Source organism: Plantactinospora sp. WMMB334 (genome assembly GCF_049179095.1).
Lineage (GTDB): Bacteria > Actinomycetota > Actinomycetes > Mycobacteriales > Micromonosporaceae > Plantactinospora.
This window is the reverse complement of the sequence record NZ_JBMHME010000002.1, coordinates 3044400-3061085: the sequence shown is the minus strand read 5'-3', so window position 1 is coordinate 3061085 and position 16686 is coordinate 3044400. Positions and strand designations below refer to the sequence as shown.

General features: G+C 72.8%; 15 protein-coding genes and 1 pseudogene. 12 read left to right on the top strand and 4 right to left on the bottom strand.

The features are described from left to right. The first annotated feature begins 48 nt into the window (after positions 1–48). Both ACN27G_RS13120 and ACN27G_RS13115 read left to right on the top strand, forming a co-directional pair. Positions 49–534, top strand: a complete 486-nt coding sequence (locus ACN27G_RS13120) for a PaaI family thioesterase (protein WP_421493077.1) — start codon at positions 49–51, stop codon at positions 532–534. Between the two features lie 266 nt (positions 535–800). Then, on the top strand, positions 801–2000 hold the full coding sequence (locus ACN27G_RS13115; RefSeq protein ID WP_421493076.1) for a serine hydrolase domain-containing protein: 1200 nt from the start codon (positions 801–803) through the stop codon (positions 1998–2000). Positions 2001–2096: 96 nt separating this feature from the next. Here ACN27G_RS13115 and ACN27G_RS13110 read toward each other — a convergent pair whose 3' ends face one another. After that, positions 2097–2528, bottom strand: a complete 432-nt coding sequence (locus tag ACN27G_RS13110) for a phospholipase D-like domain-containing protein (protein WP_421493075.1) — start codon at positions 2526–2528, stop codon at positions 2097–2099. Positions 2529–2728: 200 nt separating this feature from the next. Between ACN27G_RS13110 and ACN27G_RS13105 the strand changes: the two genes are divergently transcribed. Next, complete coding sequence (locus ACN27G_RS13105) at positions 2729–3415, top strand: helix-turn-helix domain-containing protein (protein WP_421493074.1); 687 nt, start codon at positions 2729–2731, stop codon at positions 3413–3415. 19 nt (positions 3416–3434) lie between these two features. On the opposite strand, the gene ACN27G_RS13100 is transcribed toward ACN27G_RS13105, so the two are convergent. Beyond that, positions 3435–3860 carry a VOC family protein gene (locus ACN27G_RS13100; protein ID WP_421493073.1) on the bottom strand — a complete coding sequence of 142 codons (426 nt, stop codon included), beginning with the start codon at positions 3858–3860 and terminating at the stop codon, positions 3435–3437. A gap of 269 nt (positions 3861–4129) precedes the next feature. On the opposite strand from ACN27G_RS13100, the gene ACN27G_RS13095 reads away from it, so the two are divergent. The 8 genes from ACN27G_RS13095 to ACN27G_RS13060 all read left to right on the top strand — a co-directional run bounded on the left by ACN27G_RS13095 (position 4130) and on the right by ACN27G_RS13060 (position 13689). Further along, the gene (locus tag ACN27G_RS13095; protein ID WP_421497620.1) at positions 4130–4294 is read left to right on the top strand and encodes a hypothetical protein; all 165 of its coding nucleotides are present in this window, start codon (positions 4130–4132) and stop codon (positions 4292–4294) included. Positions 4295–4310: 16 nt separating this feature from the next. After that, positions 4311–5783, top strand: coding sequence for a class I SAM-dependent methyltransferase (locus ACN27G_RS13090; protein WP_421493072.1), 1473 nt, complete (start codon positions 4311–4313; stop codon positions 5781–5783). Further along, positions 5776–7962: a sulfatase-like hydrolase/transferase gene (locus ACN27G_RS13085; protein ID WP_421493071.1), complete on the top strand. Its 2187-nt coding sequence runs from the start codon at positions 5776–5778 to the stop codon at positions 7960–7962. The genes ACN27G_RS13090 and ACN27G_RS13085 overlap by 8 nt, the downstream gene beginning before the upstream one ends. A gap of 216 nt (positions 7963–8178) precedes the next feature. Further along, complete coding sequence (locus ACN27G_RS13080; RefSeq protein WP_421493070.1) at positions 8179–9462, top strand: citrate synthase; 1284 nt, start codon at positions 8179–8181, stop codon at positions 9460–9462. A gap of 276 nt (positions 9463–9738) precedes the next feature. Then, on the top strand, positions 9739–10467 hold the full coding sequence (locus tag ACN27G_RS13075; RefSeq protein ID WP_421493069.1) for an acetate uptake transporter family protein: 729 nt from the start codon (positions 9739–9741) through the stop codon (positions 10465–10467). A gap of 73 nt (positions 10468–10540) precedes the next feature. Then, positions 10541–11518 (top strand): SRPBCC family protein, encoded by a 978-nt coding sequence (locus ACN27G_RS13070; protein ID WP_421493068.1) that lies wholly within the window; start codon positions 10541–10543, stop codon positions 11516–11518. Positions 11519–11522: 4 nt separating this feature from the next. After that, positions 11523–12695: a zinc-dependent alcohol dehydrogenase gene (locus ACN27G_RS13065; RefSeq protein ID WP_421493067.1), complete on the top strand. Its 1173-nt coding sequence runs from the start codon at positions 11523–11525 to the stop codon at positions 12693–12695. A 34-nt stretch (positions 12696–12729) separates the two neighbouring features. Further along, entirely contained in the window at positions 12730–13689 is a 960-nt protein-coding gene (locus tag ACN27G_RS13060; RefSeq protein WP_421493066.1) for a PrsW family intramembrane metalloprotease, read from the top strand. Between the two features lie 73 nt (positions 13690–13762). Here ACN27G_RS13060 and ACN27G_RS13055 read toward each other — a convergent pair. Both ACN27G_RS13055 and ACN27G_RS13050 read right to left on the bottom strand, forming a co-directional pair. Next, positions 13763–14584 (bottom strand): annotated as a pseudogene (locus ACN27G_RS13055) (DMT family transporter); the annotation flags it as partial. A gap of 212 nt (positions 14585–14796) precedes the next feature. Next, positions 14797–15342: a hypothetical protein gene (locus ACN27G_RS13050; RefSeq protein ID WP_421493065.1), complete on the bottom strand. Its 546-nt coding sequence runs from the start codon at positions 15340–15342 to the stop codon at positions 14797–14799. Between the two features lie 218 nt (positions 15343–15560). Between ACN27G_RS13050 and ACN27G_RS13045 the strand changes: the two genes are divergently transcribed. Next, complete coding sequence (locus ACN27G_RS13045; RefSeq protein WP_421493064.1) at positions 15561–16685, top strand: Vms1/Ankzf1 family peptidyl-tRNA hydrolase; 1125 nt, start codon at positions 15561–15563, stop codon at positions 16683–16685. Position 16686 lies beyond the last annotated feature (1 nt).

The window sequence follows — 16686 nt, the reverse complement described above, 5'->3', positions numbered from 1 at the left end:
CTAGGACGATTTCTTGATTGTCCTACCTGCGCTCCGTAGCGTGATCTCATGATTGTCAGAGGTCGCCAACTGCCGGTTCTGGAACTTCTGCGCCGGCAGATCGCCGGCACCGCCACCGGGACCGAGCAGTGCCGATTCCGTTACCCGACAGCGATTTCGTCTACCCTCGGCATCCGGCTGGTCGATGTCGGCCTCGGATCGGCGACGGTGGAGATCGACGCTGATCCGGCGGTCCACGGCAACCAGCAGGGCACCGTGCACGGCGGCCTGATCATCGAGCTCGCCGACGCCGCCATCGGCACCGCCCACTCGACCGTCGTCGGCCCGGATGAGACGTTCACCAGCATCGACCTGCGGGCGGTGTTCCTGCGCCCGGTCTGGCAGGACACGCTGCGCGCCACCGCCCGGCCCGCCCACGCCGGCCGCACCATCACCCACTACAGCTGCGAGGTGATCCGCAACGACGGCAAACCCGTCGCCACGGTCACGAGCATCGTCACCACCCTGCGCGGCGACCAATCCCACGGCCGGTAAGGCGAGCTCATCACCGCCGGTCCGGCCAGGCGGGTCGGGTTCGCGAGGCCCTGGGTACGCCACTGCGTGATGCCGGCGATCGCCGCCGTGCTGGAGGCGCTCGCACAGGTACGTCCGCCGGCGCGCTGACCGTCCGGCGCCACCGGCGAGCGGGACGGCCGGTAGTGCCTGCTGTACCCCGGAAGGCCAGTGGGCCGGATTGCCGGCACGGCTCAGTTGATCGAGGCTGGGAAGTGACAAAGCTCGTCAATACCCGTGGAGGAAACATGTCTACAGCCCCGACGGGCCCCAGCCCGACGGTGCGCCGCCGTCGTTGGACATTCCCCCTGCTGGCCACCGTGCTGGCCGTGCTGGCCGCGGCGCTCGCCGTGCCGTCCGCGCTCGCCGACGCCCGCCAGCACGGCCGCGACGACGCCGTCGCGCACCGGCTCGACCGCCTGGTGGCCGACCACGACTTCCCCGGCGCACTGGCCTCCGTCCGCGACGCCGAGGGACGGGTCCGGAACTACACCGCCGGCGTACGGGACCTGCGCACAGGTGGCACCATCCCGCGCGACGCCCAGGTGCGCGTCGGCAGCAACACCAAGACCTTTACCGCCGTCGTCGTGCTCCAGCTCGTGGGCGAGGGGCGGATCGACCTCGACGAAACGGTCGACCACTACCTGCCCGGGATCGTCCGCGGCGACGGCATCGACGGCCGTCGGATCACCGTGCGCCACCTGCTGCAGCAGACCAGCGGCCTGCCCGACTACGACGACGTGCTCTTCACCGAGCCGCAGGACCTGATCGACCTCAGTCACGCCTACTACGACCCGCGTCGGCTCCTCGACGCCGCCCTCACCCGCCCGGCGGCGTTCGCGCCCGGCACCGGGTGGGAGTACAGCAACACCAACTACATCCTGGCCGGGCTCGTCGTCGAACGCGTCACCCAGCGCCCGGTCGGTGAGGAGATCACCCGTCGGATCCTGCAACCGTTGCACCTGCGGGACACCTACTGGCCCGGTGTCGGAGAACAGGACATCCGGGGCGTCCACCCACACGGCTACGTCGCCGTGGCACCCGGCGCACCCTGGGTCGACGTCACCAGCATGGATCCCTCCCTCGGCTGGGCGGCGGGCCAACTGGTCTCCAGCCCGGACGACCTGCGCCGCTTCTTCGAGACCCTCGTCGCCGGGAAGCTGCTCAAGCCCGCGCAGCAGGCCGCCATGACGAAGACGGTCGCCGCGCCCGACTTCGAACCCGGTGGGGGCTGGGAGTACGGGCTCGGCATCGCCCGGCACACGCTGCCCTGCGGCGGTTACGCCTGGGGGCACGGCGGTGACATCCAGGGCTTCGAGACCCGCAACCTCGTCACCGAGGACGGGCGCGGCGCCGTCGTCGCCGTCACGGGGCTGCCCACCTCCCTGGAGATGACCGCCGCCGTCTCCGAGAACGTCGATGCCGCGCTCTGCGGTACGAAGCGCTGATTCACGACGCTGATCGCGGCAGCGCGCGGAGCGCCTGCCGCGATCAGCGCACGCGGTGGCAGCCGGGAGCCGGTCCGGCCAGCCGGTGCGGCCCGGCTACCGCCGCCCGATGAAGCGCTCGCCGGCGGCCTCGATCCGGTCGATCTCGGCCCGGAAGAAGGCGGCGAGTTCGGCGCACCGGTCCAGGTCGGCCGGCCCGCCCTCCCGGCGGGGCAGATCCGGGTACGGGCTGCCGAGCACGAAGATGTTCTCGTCGTTGAACTGGTTGGCCGGGGCCGTGTAGTTGAACGAGCCGGCGATCACCACCGAGTCGTCTACCACCATCAGCTTGTGGTGCAGCTTGCCGAAGGCCGGCGAGCGGAGCGCCCGGCCGGGCGGCGACCCGGGGCAGTTTCGCCGTGCGCAGGTAGTCCTGCTCCAGCACCATCCGGACGTCCACGCCCCGGAACCGCGCGTCCAGGATCGCCTGGGCGATCGGCTCCGAGTCGAGTTCCTGGACGGCGATGTCGAGGCTCTCCCGGGCGCCACCGACGAAGTCGACCACCACCTGTTCGAGGTCGTCGGCGGCGCCGAGTTCGCGCGGCCCGACGTACGCCTCGATCTTTCTGTCGGCGAAGGTCGCCATGCCGGACACGCTGGCACCCGGCGTCGGGTCCCGGTGTCGCCTCGGCTACAAACTCCCCCGGGTCGGGAGCACGTGTACCCGTTCGGGTGGCAGGCTGTGAGCCGTGTATCGGGAGCGGGGCTCCGGGCTGGCCGGCGCGGTCGTCTGGACGGTCACCCGGACCGCCGACGCCGGGCCGGGGCGGGTCCTGCCGGACGGCTGCATGGACCTGATCTGGTCGAGCCGGACAGGTCTGCTGGTGGCCGGGCCGGACACGGTCGCGCAGGTCACCACCGGCCCGGCCGGCGAGCGGTACGTCGGGCTGCGCCTGCCGCCGGGTGCCGGGCCGGCGGTCTTCGGGCTGCCCGCGCACGAACTGCGGGACCTGCGGGTGCCGCTCGGCGCGCTCTGGCCGGCGGGAGACGTTGCCGAGGTGGCGGAACGGGTGACCCTGCACCGCCGCCCCGGCCGGGTGCTGGAGTCGGTCGCCGCCGCCCGGCTCGCCGCCGCGGGCGGCCCGGACCCGCTGGCCGCGCCGCTGGTCGCCGGGCTCGCCGCCGGCCGGGACGTCGCCGACGCGGCCGGCGCACTCGGGCTCGGCACCCGGCAACTGCACCGGCGCAGCCTGGCGCTCTTCGGCTACGGCCCGAAGACGCTGGCCCGGATCCTGCGGATGCACCGCGCCCTGGCGCTGGCCCGGGCCGGTACGCCACCCGCCGAGGCGGCCGCCCGGTCCGGGTACGCCGACCAGGCGCACCTGTCCCGCGAGGTCAGAAGCCTGGCCGGGGTACCGCTGGGGCACCTGCTCTAGGCACCGGCCCCGCGGGTGTTCACGGCCGGCTCGCGGGTGTTGACGGCTGGGCGGTCGGGTCGAGTGGGGCGAAGAGGTCCACGGTGTTGCCGTCCGGGTCGTGCAGGACGGCGTACCGCTGACCCCAGACGGCGTCCCATGGCTTGAGATGGCCGTGGTGGCCGGCGGCGGTCAGCTCGACGTACCAGGAGTCGACCTCGGCCGGGTCGGCGCAGCGGAAGGCCAGGCCGATCTGGGAGCCGCCCGGTGCCGTCCACCCCGGGTCGAACGAGCGCACCACCTCGACGGTGTCCCAGGCCAGCCGCAGGCCGCCGGGGAGCGTCACCTCGACGTGCGGCTCGGTGTCGGCGCCGGCCGGGATCTCCAGCCCCAGCCTCCGGTAGAACGCGAGCGATCGGGCCATGTCGGCCACCGCCAGGCCGATCAGATCCAGTGTCGGTCTCATCCGGCCAGCGTAGGAACGGGTTCCGGTCGTGTCTTGAACGAATCGGACGCGTCGCGCGGCGGGCCGGCGAGGGTTCCGGGTGCCGATGCGTTCGGCCGATCATCGGCGTACGGTGTGCTTAACGGCAGCCGACGCTCCGTTGTCCGCCAGGTGGCCATCGGCTGGCCGCCGGGTTACGGCCCGTCGGGCGCGTCGTGTCCGTGCCGGTCGTCGGGAAAGCCGGCCGGCGCATCTTCGGTACGGGGCAGAGAGCAGAGGGAGGTAGTCGGGTGATGGTGGATCTGGCCTACCTGGACGCGGGATCGGGGAGCCTCATCGTGCAGGCCGTGGTCGGCGGCATCGCCGGGGTGGCGGTGGCGGCGAAGCTCTACTGGCGGCGGCTGACCAGCCGGTTCCGCAAGCAGCCCACGCCCACCTCCGCAGAGCAGGACTGAGGGCGGTCCACAGCCGATGGTCGCACGACATCCCGTCCCGACCCGATCCACCACCCCCGACTCCGCTCCCCGGAGCGATCCCGGTTCCTTCCGCGACCCGGCCAACCGGGTCTTCCACGCCGGCCGGCAGGTCCTGCGCGGGCTCGGCCCGCAGGCCGCCGAGGACTGGCGGGCGCTCGCCGGGGCCGGGTTCTTCGACCGGCTGCTCGCCGAGGGCAAGGTCTGCGGCACCGAGGCGGTCGACGACCCGGCGGCGTTGCCGGCGGGGCAGGCCGGGCCGTGGACGACGGTGCTGCGCCACGAGCGCATCCCGTTCGTCTCCTACCCGTACGAGTGGTCGTTCGCGATGCTGCGCGACGCGGCCCTGCTGCACCTGGAGATCCTCCGTGCCGCCGTACCGGCCGGGTTCACCACCAAGGACGGCTCGGCGTACAACCTCCAGTGGCGGGGCGCCGAGCCGACCTTCATCGACATCGGCTCGTTCGAGCCGGCCCGGGACGGCGAACCGTGGGCCGGCTACCGGCAGTTCTGCCAGACCCTGCTCTATCCGCTGCTGCTACAGGCGCACCTCGGGCTGGACTTCCAGCCCTGGCTGCGGTCCCGGATCGACGGGATCGAGGCGGGCGAGCTCCGCAGGCTCTTCGGCGGCACCCGCCGGTTCCGGGCCGGCGTGCTCAAGCACGTCCACCTGCACCACGCGATCCAGTCCCGGTCCGCCGGCTCCAGCACCGGCACCGTCCGGACCCAGCTGAAGGAGGCCGGCTTCTCCCGGGAACTCGTGCTGGCCACCCTGCGGGCGCTCGACAAGCTGGTCCGCCGGCTCGACTGGCAGCCGCCGCCGAGCCACTGGTCCGGCTACCGGGAGACCTGCACCTACTCGGATGCCGACCGGGAGGCGAAGGAGCGGTTCGTCGCCGAGGCGCTGGCCGAGGGGGACCGGTCCCGGCTGGTCCTTGACCTCGGGGCCAACGACGGCACCTACTCCCGGCTGGCCGCCCGGCACGCCGACTACGTGGTGGCGGTGGAGAGCGACCCGGCCGTGGTCGACCAGCTCTACCGCAAGCTGCGCGCCGACGGCGAGCGCCGGGTGCTGCCGCTGGTGATGGACCTGGCCGACCCGTCACCGGGCGGCGGCTGGCGCGGCGTGGAACGCGCCCCGTTCGCCGCGCGGGCGGAGGCCGACGCCGTGCTCGCGCTCGCCGTCGTCCACCACCTGGCCATCGGCCGCAACGTGCCGCTGCCGGAGATCGTCGACTGGCTGGTCGGCTTCCTGCCGGCGGCGGGTGCCGGCGGCCGGCTGGTGGTCGAGTTCGTCCACCCCGACGACCCGATGGCGCTCCGGCTGCTCGCCAACAAGCCGGCCGGGCTCTTTTCGGACTACCGGCGGGAGGAGTTCGAACGGCTGCTCGGGCAGCGCTGCGAGATCGTGCGGCGGCGGGAACTGCCCTCCGGCACCCGCACCCTCTACCTCGGGACACCGCGTGGCTGACTCCGCCGCCGGGCCGCCACCGCCCGGCGCGGAGGTCGCGGCGGCGGCCGGGGCGTGGGACGGTGCGGAGGCCGGGGTGGGGGCAGGTCCGGCGGGCGGCGCGGGAGCCGGTCCGGCGGTGCGGTCCGACGGCCGGACGGAGCTGCGGAACCTGACGGAGATCGTGGCGCTCTGCGGGCTCGTGATCGCGCAGCCACTGCTGGACGTGACCGGGAAGAGCCCGGACTTCTTCCTCTTCCACGGTGCCGGCCCGGTCGACATCCTGCTGCTGGTGGCGGCGTACACGGTGCTGCCGCCGCTGCTGCTCTGGGGCGCCGGCGCGCTGCCCGGGCTGCTGGTCCGCCGCTTCGCCGGAGCGGTCCGGGGCAGGCTGGTCCGGAGCGTGCTGCACACGGCGACCCTCGGCCTGCTCCTCGCCGCGTTCGCCGTCCAGGTGGGCAAGCACCTCACCCCGGTACGCGGCACCCCGCTGGTCGTGCTCGCCGTGGCGGCCGGCGCCGCCGGGGCGTACGCGTACCGGCGCTGGCAGGTCACCGGGCAGGTGCTCCGGGTCGCCGCGATCGGGCCGCTGGTCTTCGTGCTGCTCTTCGTCTTCGCCTCACCCGCCTCGGCGGTGGTGTTGCCGGGGGAGCGGCCCGGGACGGAGGCGGGGGCCAGCGCCGGCGCACAGGACCATCCGCCGGTCGTGATGCTGATCCTCGACGAGTTCCCGCTGACCTCCCTGATGGACGGCAAGGGCGCCATCGACGCCGGGCGCTACCCGAACTTCGCCCGGCTGGCCGGGGAGTCGACCTGGTACCGGAACGCGACCGGGGTCAGCGGCTACACCCCGTATGCGCTGCCGGCGATGCTGACCGGGCGGTACCCGGCCGAGGAGCAGGCACCGCACCATTCCCGCTATCCGGAGAACCTCTTCACGGCCTTCGCCGGCCCGTACCGGATCGAGGCACAGGAGAGCATCACCCAGCTCTGCCCGCCGCGCATCTGCCCGGACCGGGCCGCCGGCTCGGCCCGGGGCGGGCTGCCGACCCTGCTGCGGGAGAGCGCGGTCCTGCTGGAGCAGATCGTCTCGCCCACGGACTCCGGGCAGCGTGACCCCGAGGACTCCTACCGGGAGATCACCCGCGGCGAGGCCGGGGACGGCACCGGCCCGGCGGCGCCGACGGATCCGCAGTTCCGGTGGGGAGCGCTGGACGACAACCAGCCGGCCCGGTTCGCCGACTTCCTCGGCACCCTCCGGCCGGCCGACCGCCCGACGCTGCACTTCCTGCACCTGTTGCTGCCGCACTCGCCGTGGAACTACCTGCCGTCCGGGATCCGCTACGGCTCGCCGGACGGGATGCCGAACGACGGCGACGGCTGGGTCGAGCTGGCCTATCGGCGTCACCTGCTGCAACTGGAGTACACCGACCGGCTGCTCGGCGAGACGCTGCGCCGGCTGGACGACACCGGCCTCTACGACGACGCGCTGGTGGTGCTCACCGCCGACCACGGGGTCAGCTTCACCCCGGGCGTGCAGGGGCGCGGCCTCGGCGCGGTGCGGCAGGCGCCCGGCGAGGTGCTCTGGGTGCCGCTCTTCGTCAAGCGGCCGGGACAGCGGGCCGGCGTGGTCGACGACCGGAACTGGGAGCACGTCGACCTGCTGCCGACCGTCGCCGAGCTGGCCGGGGTCGAGGTGCCGTGGCGCACCGACGGGGTCTCGGCGCTGCGCACCACCCGGGAACCGGCCGACAAGCACTACTACGACAAGCCGGGGCAGCCGCTCACGGTGCCGGCCGGCACCTTCGCCGAGGTGGCCGCCGGGCGGGCCGGGCCGGTGCTCCCGGCGCAGCCCCGACCGGAACTGATCGGGCGGGCCGTCGCCGAGCTTCCACTCGGGCCGCCGGCCGGCTCGGTCACGGTGCGCAACCGGTCCGAGTTCGATCATATCGACCAGGCCGGTGGCCGGCTGCCGGCGCTGGTCTACGGCACGGTGCCCGACTCCGTGCCGGACGGGACCCTGCTCGCGGTGGCGGTCAACGGCCGGGTCGGTGCGGTCGCCACGGTGGTGTCGCCGGACCCGGGCGGGCAGCGGTTCGCCGCCCTGCTGCCGGACGAGTCGGTCTTCCTGCCCGGCCGGAACACCGTGCAGGCGTTCCAGGTCGCCGGGGACGGTGTCCTGCGGCCGCTGGCCGACTGATCCCGGCGCCCGGCACGGCGCGCGGCACCCGCCGGCAGCTGTCCGGCCATCGGTGACCGGACGCCCGCCTAGCAGGTTTCGGCCCGACGGCAAACGCGTGACCAGGGTGATCCTTCCCTCACCGGCAGACCACGCAAGGTTCTCCGTTACGCTGCACGATTACCGTAAAAAATGAAGGCAATTCAGCGTAGATTCTGCCGGCGAAGCGAGGATCACATGACGGATGTCAAACTCGACCACCCGGGCGGCCAGCTGTCGATACCGGTCAAGCCCGCGGTCGACGGCCCAGCCGGTATCGCCACGGGCAACCTGTTGAAGGAGACGGGGTTCGTCACCTACGACCCCGGTTTCGTCAACACGGCCTCCTGTTCCTCCGAGATCACCTACATCGACGGTGACGCGGGCATCCTGCGTTACCGGGGCTACCCCATCGAGCAGTTGGCCGACAAGTCCTCCTTCCTGGAGGTGTCGTACCTGCTCATCTACGGCGAGCTGCCGACGGAGCAGCAGCTGCGCGACTTCGACGAGTGGATCAGGCGGCACTCGCTGCTGCACGAGGAGATGCGGCGCTTCTTCGACGGCTTCCCCCGGGACGCGCACCCGATGGCCGTGCTCTCCTCCGCGGTGAGCGCGATCTCCACCTTCTACCAGGACAGCCTCGACCCGTTCGACCGGGAGCACGTGGAGATCTCCACCGTGCGGCTGATGGCCAAGGTGCCGACGATCGCGTCGTACGCGTACAAGAAGTCCATCGGCCAGGCGATGCTGTATCCGGACAACTCGCTCGGCTATGTCGAGAACCTCCTCCGGATGACCTTCGGGGTGCCGGCCGAGCCGTACGAGGTCGACCCGGTGGTGGCCCGGGTGCTGGACATGCTCCTGGTGCTGCACGCCGACCACGAGCAGAACTGCTCCACCTCGACGGTCCGGCTGGTCGGTTCGAGCCAGGCCAACCTCTTCGCCTCGGTCTCGGCCGGGGTGAACGCGCTCTTCGGGCCCCTGCACGGCGGCGCCAACCAGGCGGTCCTGGAGATGCTGGACCAGATCCGGGCCGGCGGCGGCGACGTGCCGGCCTTCGTCCGGCGGGTCAAGGACAAGGAGCCCGGCGTCAAGCTGATGGGCTTCGGGCACCGGGTCTACAAGAACTACGACCCCCGGGCCGCGATCGTGAAGCAGGCGGCCCAGGAGGTGCTGGGCCGGATGGAGAAGCCGGACCCGCTGCTGGACCTCGCCTTGCAGCTGGAGGAGATCGCCCTCGCCGACGACTACTTCGTGTCCCGGCGGCTCTACCCGAACGTCGACTTCTACACCGGTCTGATCTACAAGGCGATGGGCTTCCCGAACAAGATGTTCACGGTGCTCTTCGCGCTCGGCCGGCTGCCCGGCTGGATCGCGCAGTGGCGCGAGATGATCTCGGATCCGGAGACCAAGATCGGTCGTCCCCGGCAGGTCTACACCGGGGCGGCCGAGCGGGACTACCTCCCGATCGAGAAGCGCTGAGCCAACTCCGGGCTCCCGGGCCTGGCCGTCCACCGGCCGCCGACGCGTAACGCGCGTCGGCGGCCGGTTTCGTCGTCGTCGGCGCGCCGGGTGCGGGACGGATCCGGGGCGGCGCCCCGGGGTGATGGGTGGTACTCGGACTCCGTGCCCGGCCGGCGGCCCGGCCGGGCACGAACATCCCCTTCCGTGTAAGTGTCATTGCGCTGGGTAGTCGGCGGTGGACACGTGCCCGACCGCGTCGAAGCGGTGCGAACCGCTGCGTAGAAGGAGCCTGTGATGACACATATGTCACGATCGGCATCACCCAGTCATGACGGCGAGTTCGAGTTCTGGCGCAACCACGCGCAGATCTCCCTGCAACCGGTGGCCGCGCCGTCGATCCTGGGACTCTTCGGCTACGCGGCGGCCACCTTCGTCGTCGCCACGAACCTCGCCGGATGGTACGGCACCACCGGCACCCCGACGTTCCTCTTCCCGTTCGCCGCGCTGCTCGGGGGGCTCGCGCAGTTCCTCGCCGGCATGTGGGCGTACCGGGCCCGGGACGGGCTGGCCACCGCGATGCACGGGATCTGGGGCAGTTTCTGGCTCGCCTACGGCCTGCTCTACCTGCTGATCGCGACCGGGGTACTGGTCCAGCCGGCCCCATTCGTCGCGCTCGGGTTCTGGTTCGCCGCACTCGCCGCGATCACCTGGTCCGGGGCGTTCGCGGCGCTGGCCGAGAACATCGGTCTCACCCTGGTGCTGGCGACCCTGGCGGCCGGCGCCACCTGCCTGGCCGTCGGCAACATCGGCGGTTTCTCGGTGTGGCCGACGATCGGTGCCTACCTGCTGATCGCCTCCTCGGTGATCGCCTGGTACACCGCCACGGCGATGATGCTGGAGGGCACCTTCCGTCGGGTGATCCTGCCGATCGGCAAGATGCGCGGCCCGGACGTGCCGGGCCGGGAGCCGCGCCAGGTCATCCAGTTCACCGCGGGCGAGCCCGGCATCAAGGTCGGCCAGTAGTTGTTGGGAAGGGCCCCTTCTTCTACAGAAAACGATATGCGGGGGCCCTTCCTTACACCGTGGAGGGGGAGCTATGCGGGGAGCACCGCTGGAGATGCCGGACGGGAACGGTCGGGGTCGGCTCCTGCCGCGTGCGCTCGGCCTGCTGAGCCTCGGCCTCGGCGGTGCGGCGGTCGCGGCGCCGTCCCGGGTCGGCCGGCTGATCGGCGTGGACGACTCGGTGCTGGCCCGGACCGTCGTACTCCGGGCGATCGGCGCCCGCGAGCTGCTGCCGGCCCCCGGCGCGCTGGCCGCCCGCCGGCCCGCCGGCTGGATCTGGCTCCGGGTCGCCGGTGACGTGCTGGACCTGACCCTGCTCGTCCGGGCACTGCGGCAGCGGCGCGGCGTCCGGCGCGGCCGGGTCGCGGCGACTCTCGCCGCCGTCGCCGGGATCACCGCCGTCGACCTGCTGGCCGCCGTGCACAGCGGCCGGACCGCCGGGGTACGCCGCCGGGCACTGCGGGCCAGCGCGACCGTCACCATCAACCGGCCGGCGGACGAGGTCTACCGGTTCTGGCGGGACTTCGAGAACCTGCCCCGGTTCATGTACCACCTGGAGTCGGTCCGCTCGGACGGCGACGGGCGGTCGCACTGGACCGCCCGGGCGCCCGGCGGCCGCCGGGTCGAGTGGGACGCCGAGCTGGTGGAGGAGAGCCTGAGCGAGATGATCAGCTGGCGTTCGGTGCGCGGTGCCCGGGTGCCGAACGCCGGCCGGGTCCGGTTCACCCGGGCGACCGGCGGGCGGGGCACCGAGGTCCGGGTCGAGCTGGCGTACGCGCCTCCCGGCGGCGCGGTCGGCCGGGCCGTCGCGAAGCTGCTCGGTGCGGAACCGGGGCAGCAGATCCGGGACGACCTGCGCCGGTTCAAGCAGGTCATCGAGACCGGTGAGGTGGTGCGGTCGGACGGCAGCCCGGCCGGGCTGGCCACTCCGCAGCAGGTGCTACAGCGGCCGGCCCGGCCGCAGGGCGCCGGATCGCGCGCCGGATCGGGTGACGGCCGGAAGCGGAGGTAGGGGGATGAGGGCGACCTGCTGGCAGGGCCGGGAGAACGTCCGGGTGGAGGAGGTGCCGGACCCGCAGATCATGAACGCCCGGGACGCCGTCGTCCGGATCACCAGCACCGCCATCTGCGGCTCCGACCTGCACCTCTATCACGGCTACATTCCGACGATGAGGCACGGCGACGTGCTCGGCCACGAGTTCATGGGCGAGGTCGTCGAGGTCGGGCCGGAGGTGGAGACCCTGCGGATCGGTGACCGGGTGGTGGTGCCCTTCCCGATCGCCTGCGGCAACTGCCGGGCCTGCCAGAGCGGTTTCTATTCGCTCTGCGAGAACTCCAACCCGAACGCGGGGCTGGCCGAGAAGCTGCTCGGGCACTCGCCCGGCGGCATCTTCGGCTACTCGCACATGCTCGGCGGGTACGCCGGCGGCCAGGCCGAGTACGCAAGGGTGCCCTTCGCCGACGTGGGACCGATCAAGGTCCCCGACGAGCTGCCCGACGAGAAGGTGCTGCTCCTCTCCGACATCTTCCCGACCGGCTACATGGGTGCCGAGTTGTGCGGGCTCACCGGTGGCGAGGTCGTCGCGGTCTGGGGCGCGGGCGCGGTCGGGCTGCTGGCGATGCGCAGCGCGTACCTGCTCGGCGCCGAGCGGGTGATCGCGATCGACCGGTTCCCGTACCGGCTGCGGATGGCCCGGGAGCAGGCCGGCGCGGAGCCGCTGAACTACGACGACGTCGACGTGGTCGAGGCGCTGCGCGAGATGACCGGCGGGCGGGGGCCGGACGCCTGCATCGACGCGGTCGGCATGGAGGGGCACCACTCGTCGGCGGTGCTGCACGGCTACGACCGGGCGAAGCAGTCGGCCCGGCTGGAGACGGATCGGCCGCACGCCCTCCGCGAGGCGATCATGAGCTGCCGCAACGGTGGCACGGTCGCGGTCATCGGCGTCTACGGCGGATACGTGGACAAGTTCCCGATCGGTTCGCTGATGAACCGGTCGTTGACGCTGCGTACCGGGCAGTGCCACGTCCAGCGCTACTCGCGGATGCTGCTGGACCGGATCCGCCGGGGCGAGATCGACCCGAGTTTCGTCATCACCCACCGGCTGCGGCTCGACGACGCGCCGATCGGCTACGAGATGTTCCGGCAGAAGCAGGACGAGTGCGTCAAGGTGGTGCTCAGGACGTGAGCCCGGGACTGCCGCCGCGGCGTGCGGGGGCGTGATGGCCGGCGCCGACCGGCAGTGGAGGGTGGCGGTTCCGGTCACTCCGCGCCGGCAGTGGTTGCGGATCTTCGTCGTCGGCCTGGCACTCTGGCTCGCCACGGTGGCGGTCATCTTCCTCACCGGAAATCCGACCCTGCTGCCGACGCTGGTGCTGCTCGGCAGCTTCCTGGTGCCGGTGACCTTCGTGGCCTGGGCGTTCCAGCGGCGGGACACCGGCGAGGTCACGGTCAGCGGCGTGTTCGGCACCTTCCTCGCCGGTGGCGTACTCGGGATCCTCGCCTCGGCCGTGCTGGAGTCGTATCTGCTGCGCCCGTCGGTGCTGCTCTTCCTCAGCGTCGGGCTGATCGAGGAGGCCGCCAAGCTCGCCGCGCTGGCGTTGCTGACGCGTCGGATGAGGCTCAAGAGCGTCCGGGACGGGATGATCCTCGGCGCCGCCGTCGGCTTCGGCTTCTCGGCGCTGGAGTCCGCCGGCTACGCCTTCATCGCCCTCTTCACCGTGCAGGGGCTCTCGGTGGTGCAGGTGGTGCAGACCGAGATTCTCCGTGGCCTGGTCGCGCCGGTCGGGCACGGGCTCTGGACCGCCATCCTCGGCGGTGTGCTCTTCGCACCGAGCGGGCGGGACCACTTCGTGATCGGTATCCGGCTGATCTACGCCTATCTCGGCGTCTCGGTGCTGCACGCGCTCTGGGACGCCATGCACGCCATCGCGTTCTATCTGACCCTGCTCTTCACCGGGTCGCGCGGCCTGCTCAACCCGGATGGTTCCCTGGGCCGCCCGACCCCGGCGCAGGCGGTGTTGATGCCGGTGCTGGAAGGGCTTGGCCTGGCGCTCGTCGCCGTGCTCGGGCTGGTCTGGTTGACGGCGCTGTGGCGGTCCGCGCGACGCGGCCCGGGACGGCCGGAGTCCGGCTGGCGGGTGCCGACCGGTTTCGGCAGGCCAGCGGCATCGCGGCCCTGAGTCGGGCCGCCCTTCGCCGTCCGTTGCGGAAGCGCCGGCCGCGCGGTGCGCCCTGCTCGGCCGCGGCGAGTTGCAGCACGCCCCAGGAGGCGAGGGCGGCACCGGCGAGCGCGGCGACGGCGCCCCAGAATCCGCCTGCGGTCCGCTCGTCGAGCAGCACCATGGCGATCACGACCGAGGCGACCGGATTGGCCAGCGTGACGGTGGCCAGCGGCGCGCCGAGTCCCGCGCCCCGGTAGGCCACCTGGGAGAGGAGCAGCCCGGCCGCGGCCATCCCGGCCAGTGCCATCGCCGGGCCGGCGGAGGCGAGCAGCTCACCCTCACCGACGAGCCGGGAGACGAGTTGGGTGAGCGCGGAGGCCACCGCGAAGGCGATCCCGGCGGCGGTCGCGGTGAGCAGGCTGCGCGGCAGGGCGGTCCGGCCCGCCCGGCCGGCCAGCACCAGTACGGCCACCAGGGCGCTCGCCACTCCGGCCAGCGCCCAGCCCTGGCCGGTCCGGAGGTCGTGGGTGCCCGCGCCGGGCAGGGTCAGGGCGAGCAGCAGCACCAGGCCGGCCACGGTGACGGCGGCGCCCCGCCACTGCCGGCCCGACGCCCGGCGCCCGATGGTGGCCGCCGCGATCGGCAGCGCGAGGACCAGGGTGAGCACGCCGAGCGGCTGCACCACGGAGAGCGGCCCGTAGGCCAGTGCGGCGACGTGCAGCGCGGCACCCGCGCCGTTGCCCGCCACCGAGAGCCACCAGCCGGACCGGCGCAGGACGGTGCCGAGGTAGCTCCGCCCTGCGTCCCCCGTCGGTCCGGCCTGGGCGGCGAGGCGCTCCTGGAGCACCGCCGCGGCCGCGTACGCCGCCGCCGAGGCCACCGACAGGACGATCGCCAGCCCCAGTGCGATCACGGTCGGCCCCCGGGACCATGAATCGTCATGACCTCATGATCCTCGGTAACGGCCGCTCTGGCGTCCCCCCGTGGTCGGCATCACCCGTACGTCGCGAGGCGTAGAAGCGGGGTGCCGCCTTCCCCCGCCAGGCGGAGACGCTCCCGCCGGATCGGGAACCGTGGTCGGGGTCGTCAGTCCGACGGCCTTCCCCGGCGCTCCCCGGGCGGGGGTCAGCGGCCGAGGAGGAGCCAGGCGGCGACGGCGCCGATCAGCAGCAGCCCCAGCCCGGCCTGGAACAGCAGCGTCGGACCGAGGTGCGACCAGAGCGTCGGGGTACGCGGGGTGAGCAGCTGCCCCGTGGTGAGGTTGACGATCCGCTCGACCCGGGGGGCGAGCCCGGCGTCCTTCTGCGAGCGGACCGTCACCTGGACGTGGTCCGCCGGTTCCAGGGCGCTCTGCGGCAGGTGCCCGTGGATCTCCATCTCGCAGAGCATCCCGCTGCCGTCCCGCAGTCGCAGGGGTGTCACCAGGAACTCCGGCCCCTTGCGCAGTTCCTTCCACTTCCGCCGCGCGCCGCCGGCGGCACCGGCCCGGAGCACCGAGGCGAGCAGCAGGAGCACCACCCGGACCACGCCCGCCGTGCCGAGCACGGCGACGAGAACGGGCTGCCGCACCCGGATCTGGCGCGAGTAGCCGTCCATCAGCCGTACGACGTGACCGGTGATGACCGGTCCGGGTCGCCAGGCGACCCGTTCGGGAAACAGTTCACCGTCCATGCGCTCACCACCGAGAGTCCGCTCCCCGTGACCAATTGTATCGATCATGGCTGATGAACCGGGAGTGAGTGAACCCATTCACCGTTCGGTGACGGCGCGCTCACTCGTGGCTGCCCGGCGCGTTTACGGACAGGCGACAACGCATCCGGGCGGACCGGTCAGGTGACAAGCCGATCGGCCTGGGTACCCCGAACAAAAGCCTGGAGAGGGGACGACCCATGCAGCTCAGCTTCCTGCGTCCGATCTGTGACCGTCCCGGCCCATGGACGTCGGTCTATCTGGACGCCTCCCGGGACACCCACGACGCCCACCCCGCCCTCGACCTCCGCTGGCGGGCCCTCCAGGAGCGGCTTGCGGAGCAGGGCGCCGACCCGCAGACCGTCGCCGCCCTCGACGCCGTGGTCCGGGGCCACGAACCGATGCCCGGCGACTACGGGCTCGCCGCGTTCGCCACCGGCGGCGAGGTGCTGCTGACCGAGTATCTCTCCGCGCCGCCGCTGAAGGACATCGCCGCGCACGCGCCGGTCCCGCACACCATGCCGCTGGTCGCCCAGCGCGGCGAGCAGGTGCCCTGGGTCCGGGTGCTGGCCAGCCGGACCGGCGCGGACGTGGACGCGGTGGACGCCGGCGGCGTACCCCGGCACGCGCACGTCACCGGCGGCAACCAGTTCCCGCTGCGCCGGGTCCAGCAGGGCGGCTGGAACCACTCCCAGTACCAGCGCGACGCGCTGACGTCGTGGCGGCGCAACGCCGGAGACGCCGCCTCGGCCACCGCGACCCTGGCGGAGCGGGTCGGCGCCGAGGTGATCGTGGTCGCCGGCGAGACGCAGGCCCGGCAGATGCTCGCCGCCCAGCTGCCGGAGTTCTGGCAGGACCGGGTGGTGCAGACCGACGCGGGCTTCCCGGCCGACGGGGCCAAGCAGTTCAAGCTCGACGACGTGACCGTGCAGGCGATCGCGGAGGTCGCCGCCGCGCACACCGACGTGGCGCTGGACAGGTTCGGCATGCAGCAGGACGTCGGCGCCGGCCTGGACGCGGTGGTGACGGCGCTGCAACGCGGCCAGGTCGACACCATGCTGATCGTGGACGATCCCTCCTCGACCGACGAGCTCTGGATCGGGCCCGAGCCGACCGAGATCGCCACCAGCGCCGAGGAGCTCCGGGCGATGTCGGTCGCGCAGCCGCAGCGGGTACGCGCCGACGCCGCCCTGATCCGGGCGCTGGTCGGCACCGACGCCGGGATCACCGTGCTCGACTCCGACCAGGCGCCGGAGCTCGCCGACGGGGTGGGCGCGGTGCTCCGCTACGTCGACGCCAGCACCCCGGCCGGCGGCCGTGGCTGAC

Excerpts from the sequence above, each read along its gene's own strand:
- ACN27G_RS13120 (WP_421493077.1), top strand. The coding sequence starts at position 49 with ATGATTGTCAGAGGTCGCCAACTGCCGGTTCTGGAACTTCTGCGCCGG.
- ACN27G_RS13115 (WP_421493076.1), top strand. The coding sequence starts at position 801 with ATGTCTACAGCCCCGACGGGCCCCAGCCCGACGGTGCGCCGCCGTCGT.
- ACN27G_RS13100 (WP_421493073.1), bottom strand. The coding sequence starts at position 3,860 with ATGAGACCGACACTGGATCTGATCGGCCTGGCGGTGGCCGACATGGCC.
- ACN27G_RS13090 (WP_421493072.1), top strand. The coding sequence starts at position 4,311 with ATGGTCGCACGACATCCCGTCCCGACCCGATCCACCACCCCCGACTCC.
- ACN27G_RS13080 (WP_421493070.1), top strand. The coding sequence starts at position 8,179 with ATGACGGATGTCAAACTCGACCACCCGGGCGGCCAGCTGTCGATACCG.
- ACN27G_RS13075 (WP_421493069.1), top strand. The coding sequence starts at position 9,739 with ATGACACATATGTCACGATCGGCATCACCCAGTCATGACGGCGAGTTC.
- ACN27G_RS13070 (WP_421493068.1), top strand. The coding sequence starts at position 10,541 with ATGCGGGGAGCACCGCTGGAGATGCCGGACGGGAACGGTCGGGGTCGG.
- ACN27G_RS13065 (WP_421493067.1), top strand. The coding sequence starts at position 11,523 with ATGAGGGCGACCTGCTGGCAGGGCCGGGAGAACGTCCGGGTGGAGGAG.
- ACN27G_RS13060 (WP_421493066.1), top strand. The coding sequence starts at position 12,730 with ATGGCCGGCGCCGACCGGCAGTGGAGGGTGGCGGTTCCGGTCACTCCG.
- ACN27G_RS13050 (WP_421493065.1), bottom strand. The coding sequence starts at position 15,342 with ATGGACGGTGAACTGTTTCCCGAACGGGTCGCCTGGCGACCCGGACCG.
- ACN27G_RS13045 (WP_421493064.1), top strand. The coding sequence starts at position 15,561 with ATGCAGCTCAGCTTCCTGCGTCCGATCTGTGACCGTCCCGGCCCATGG.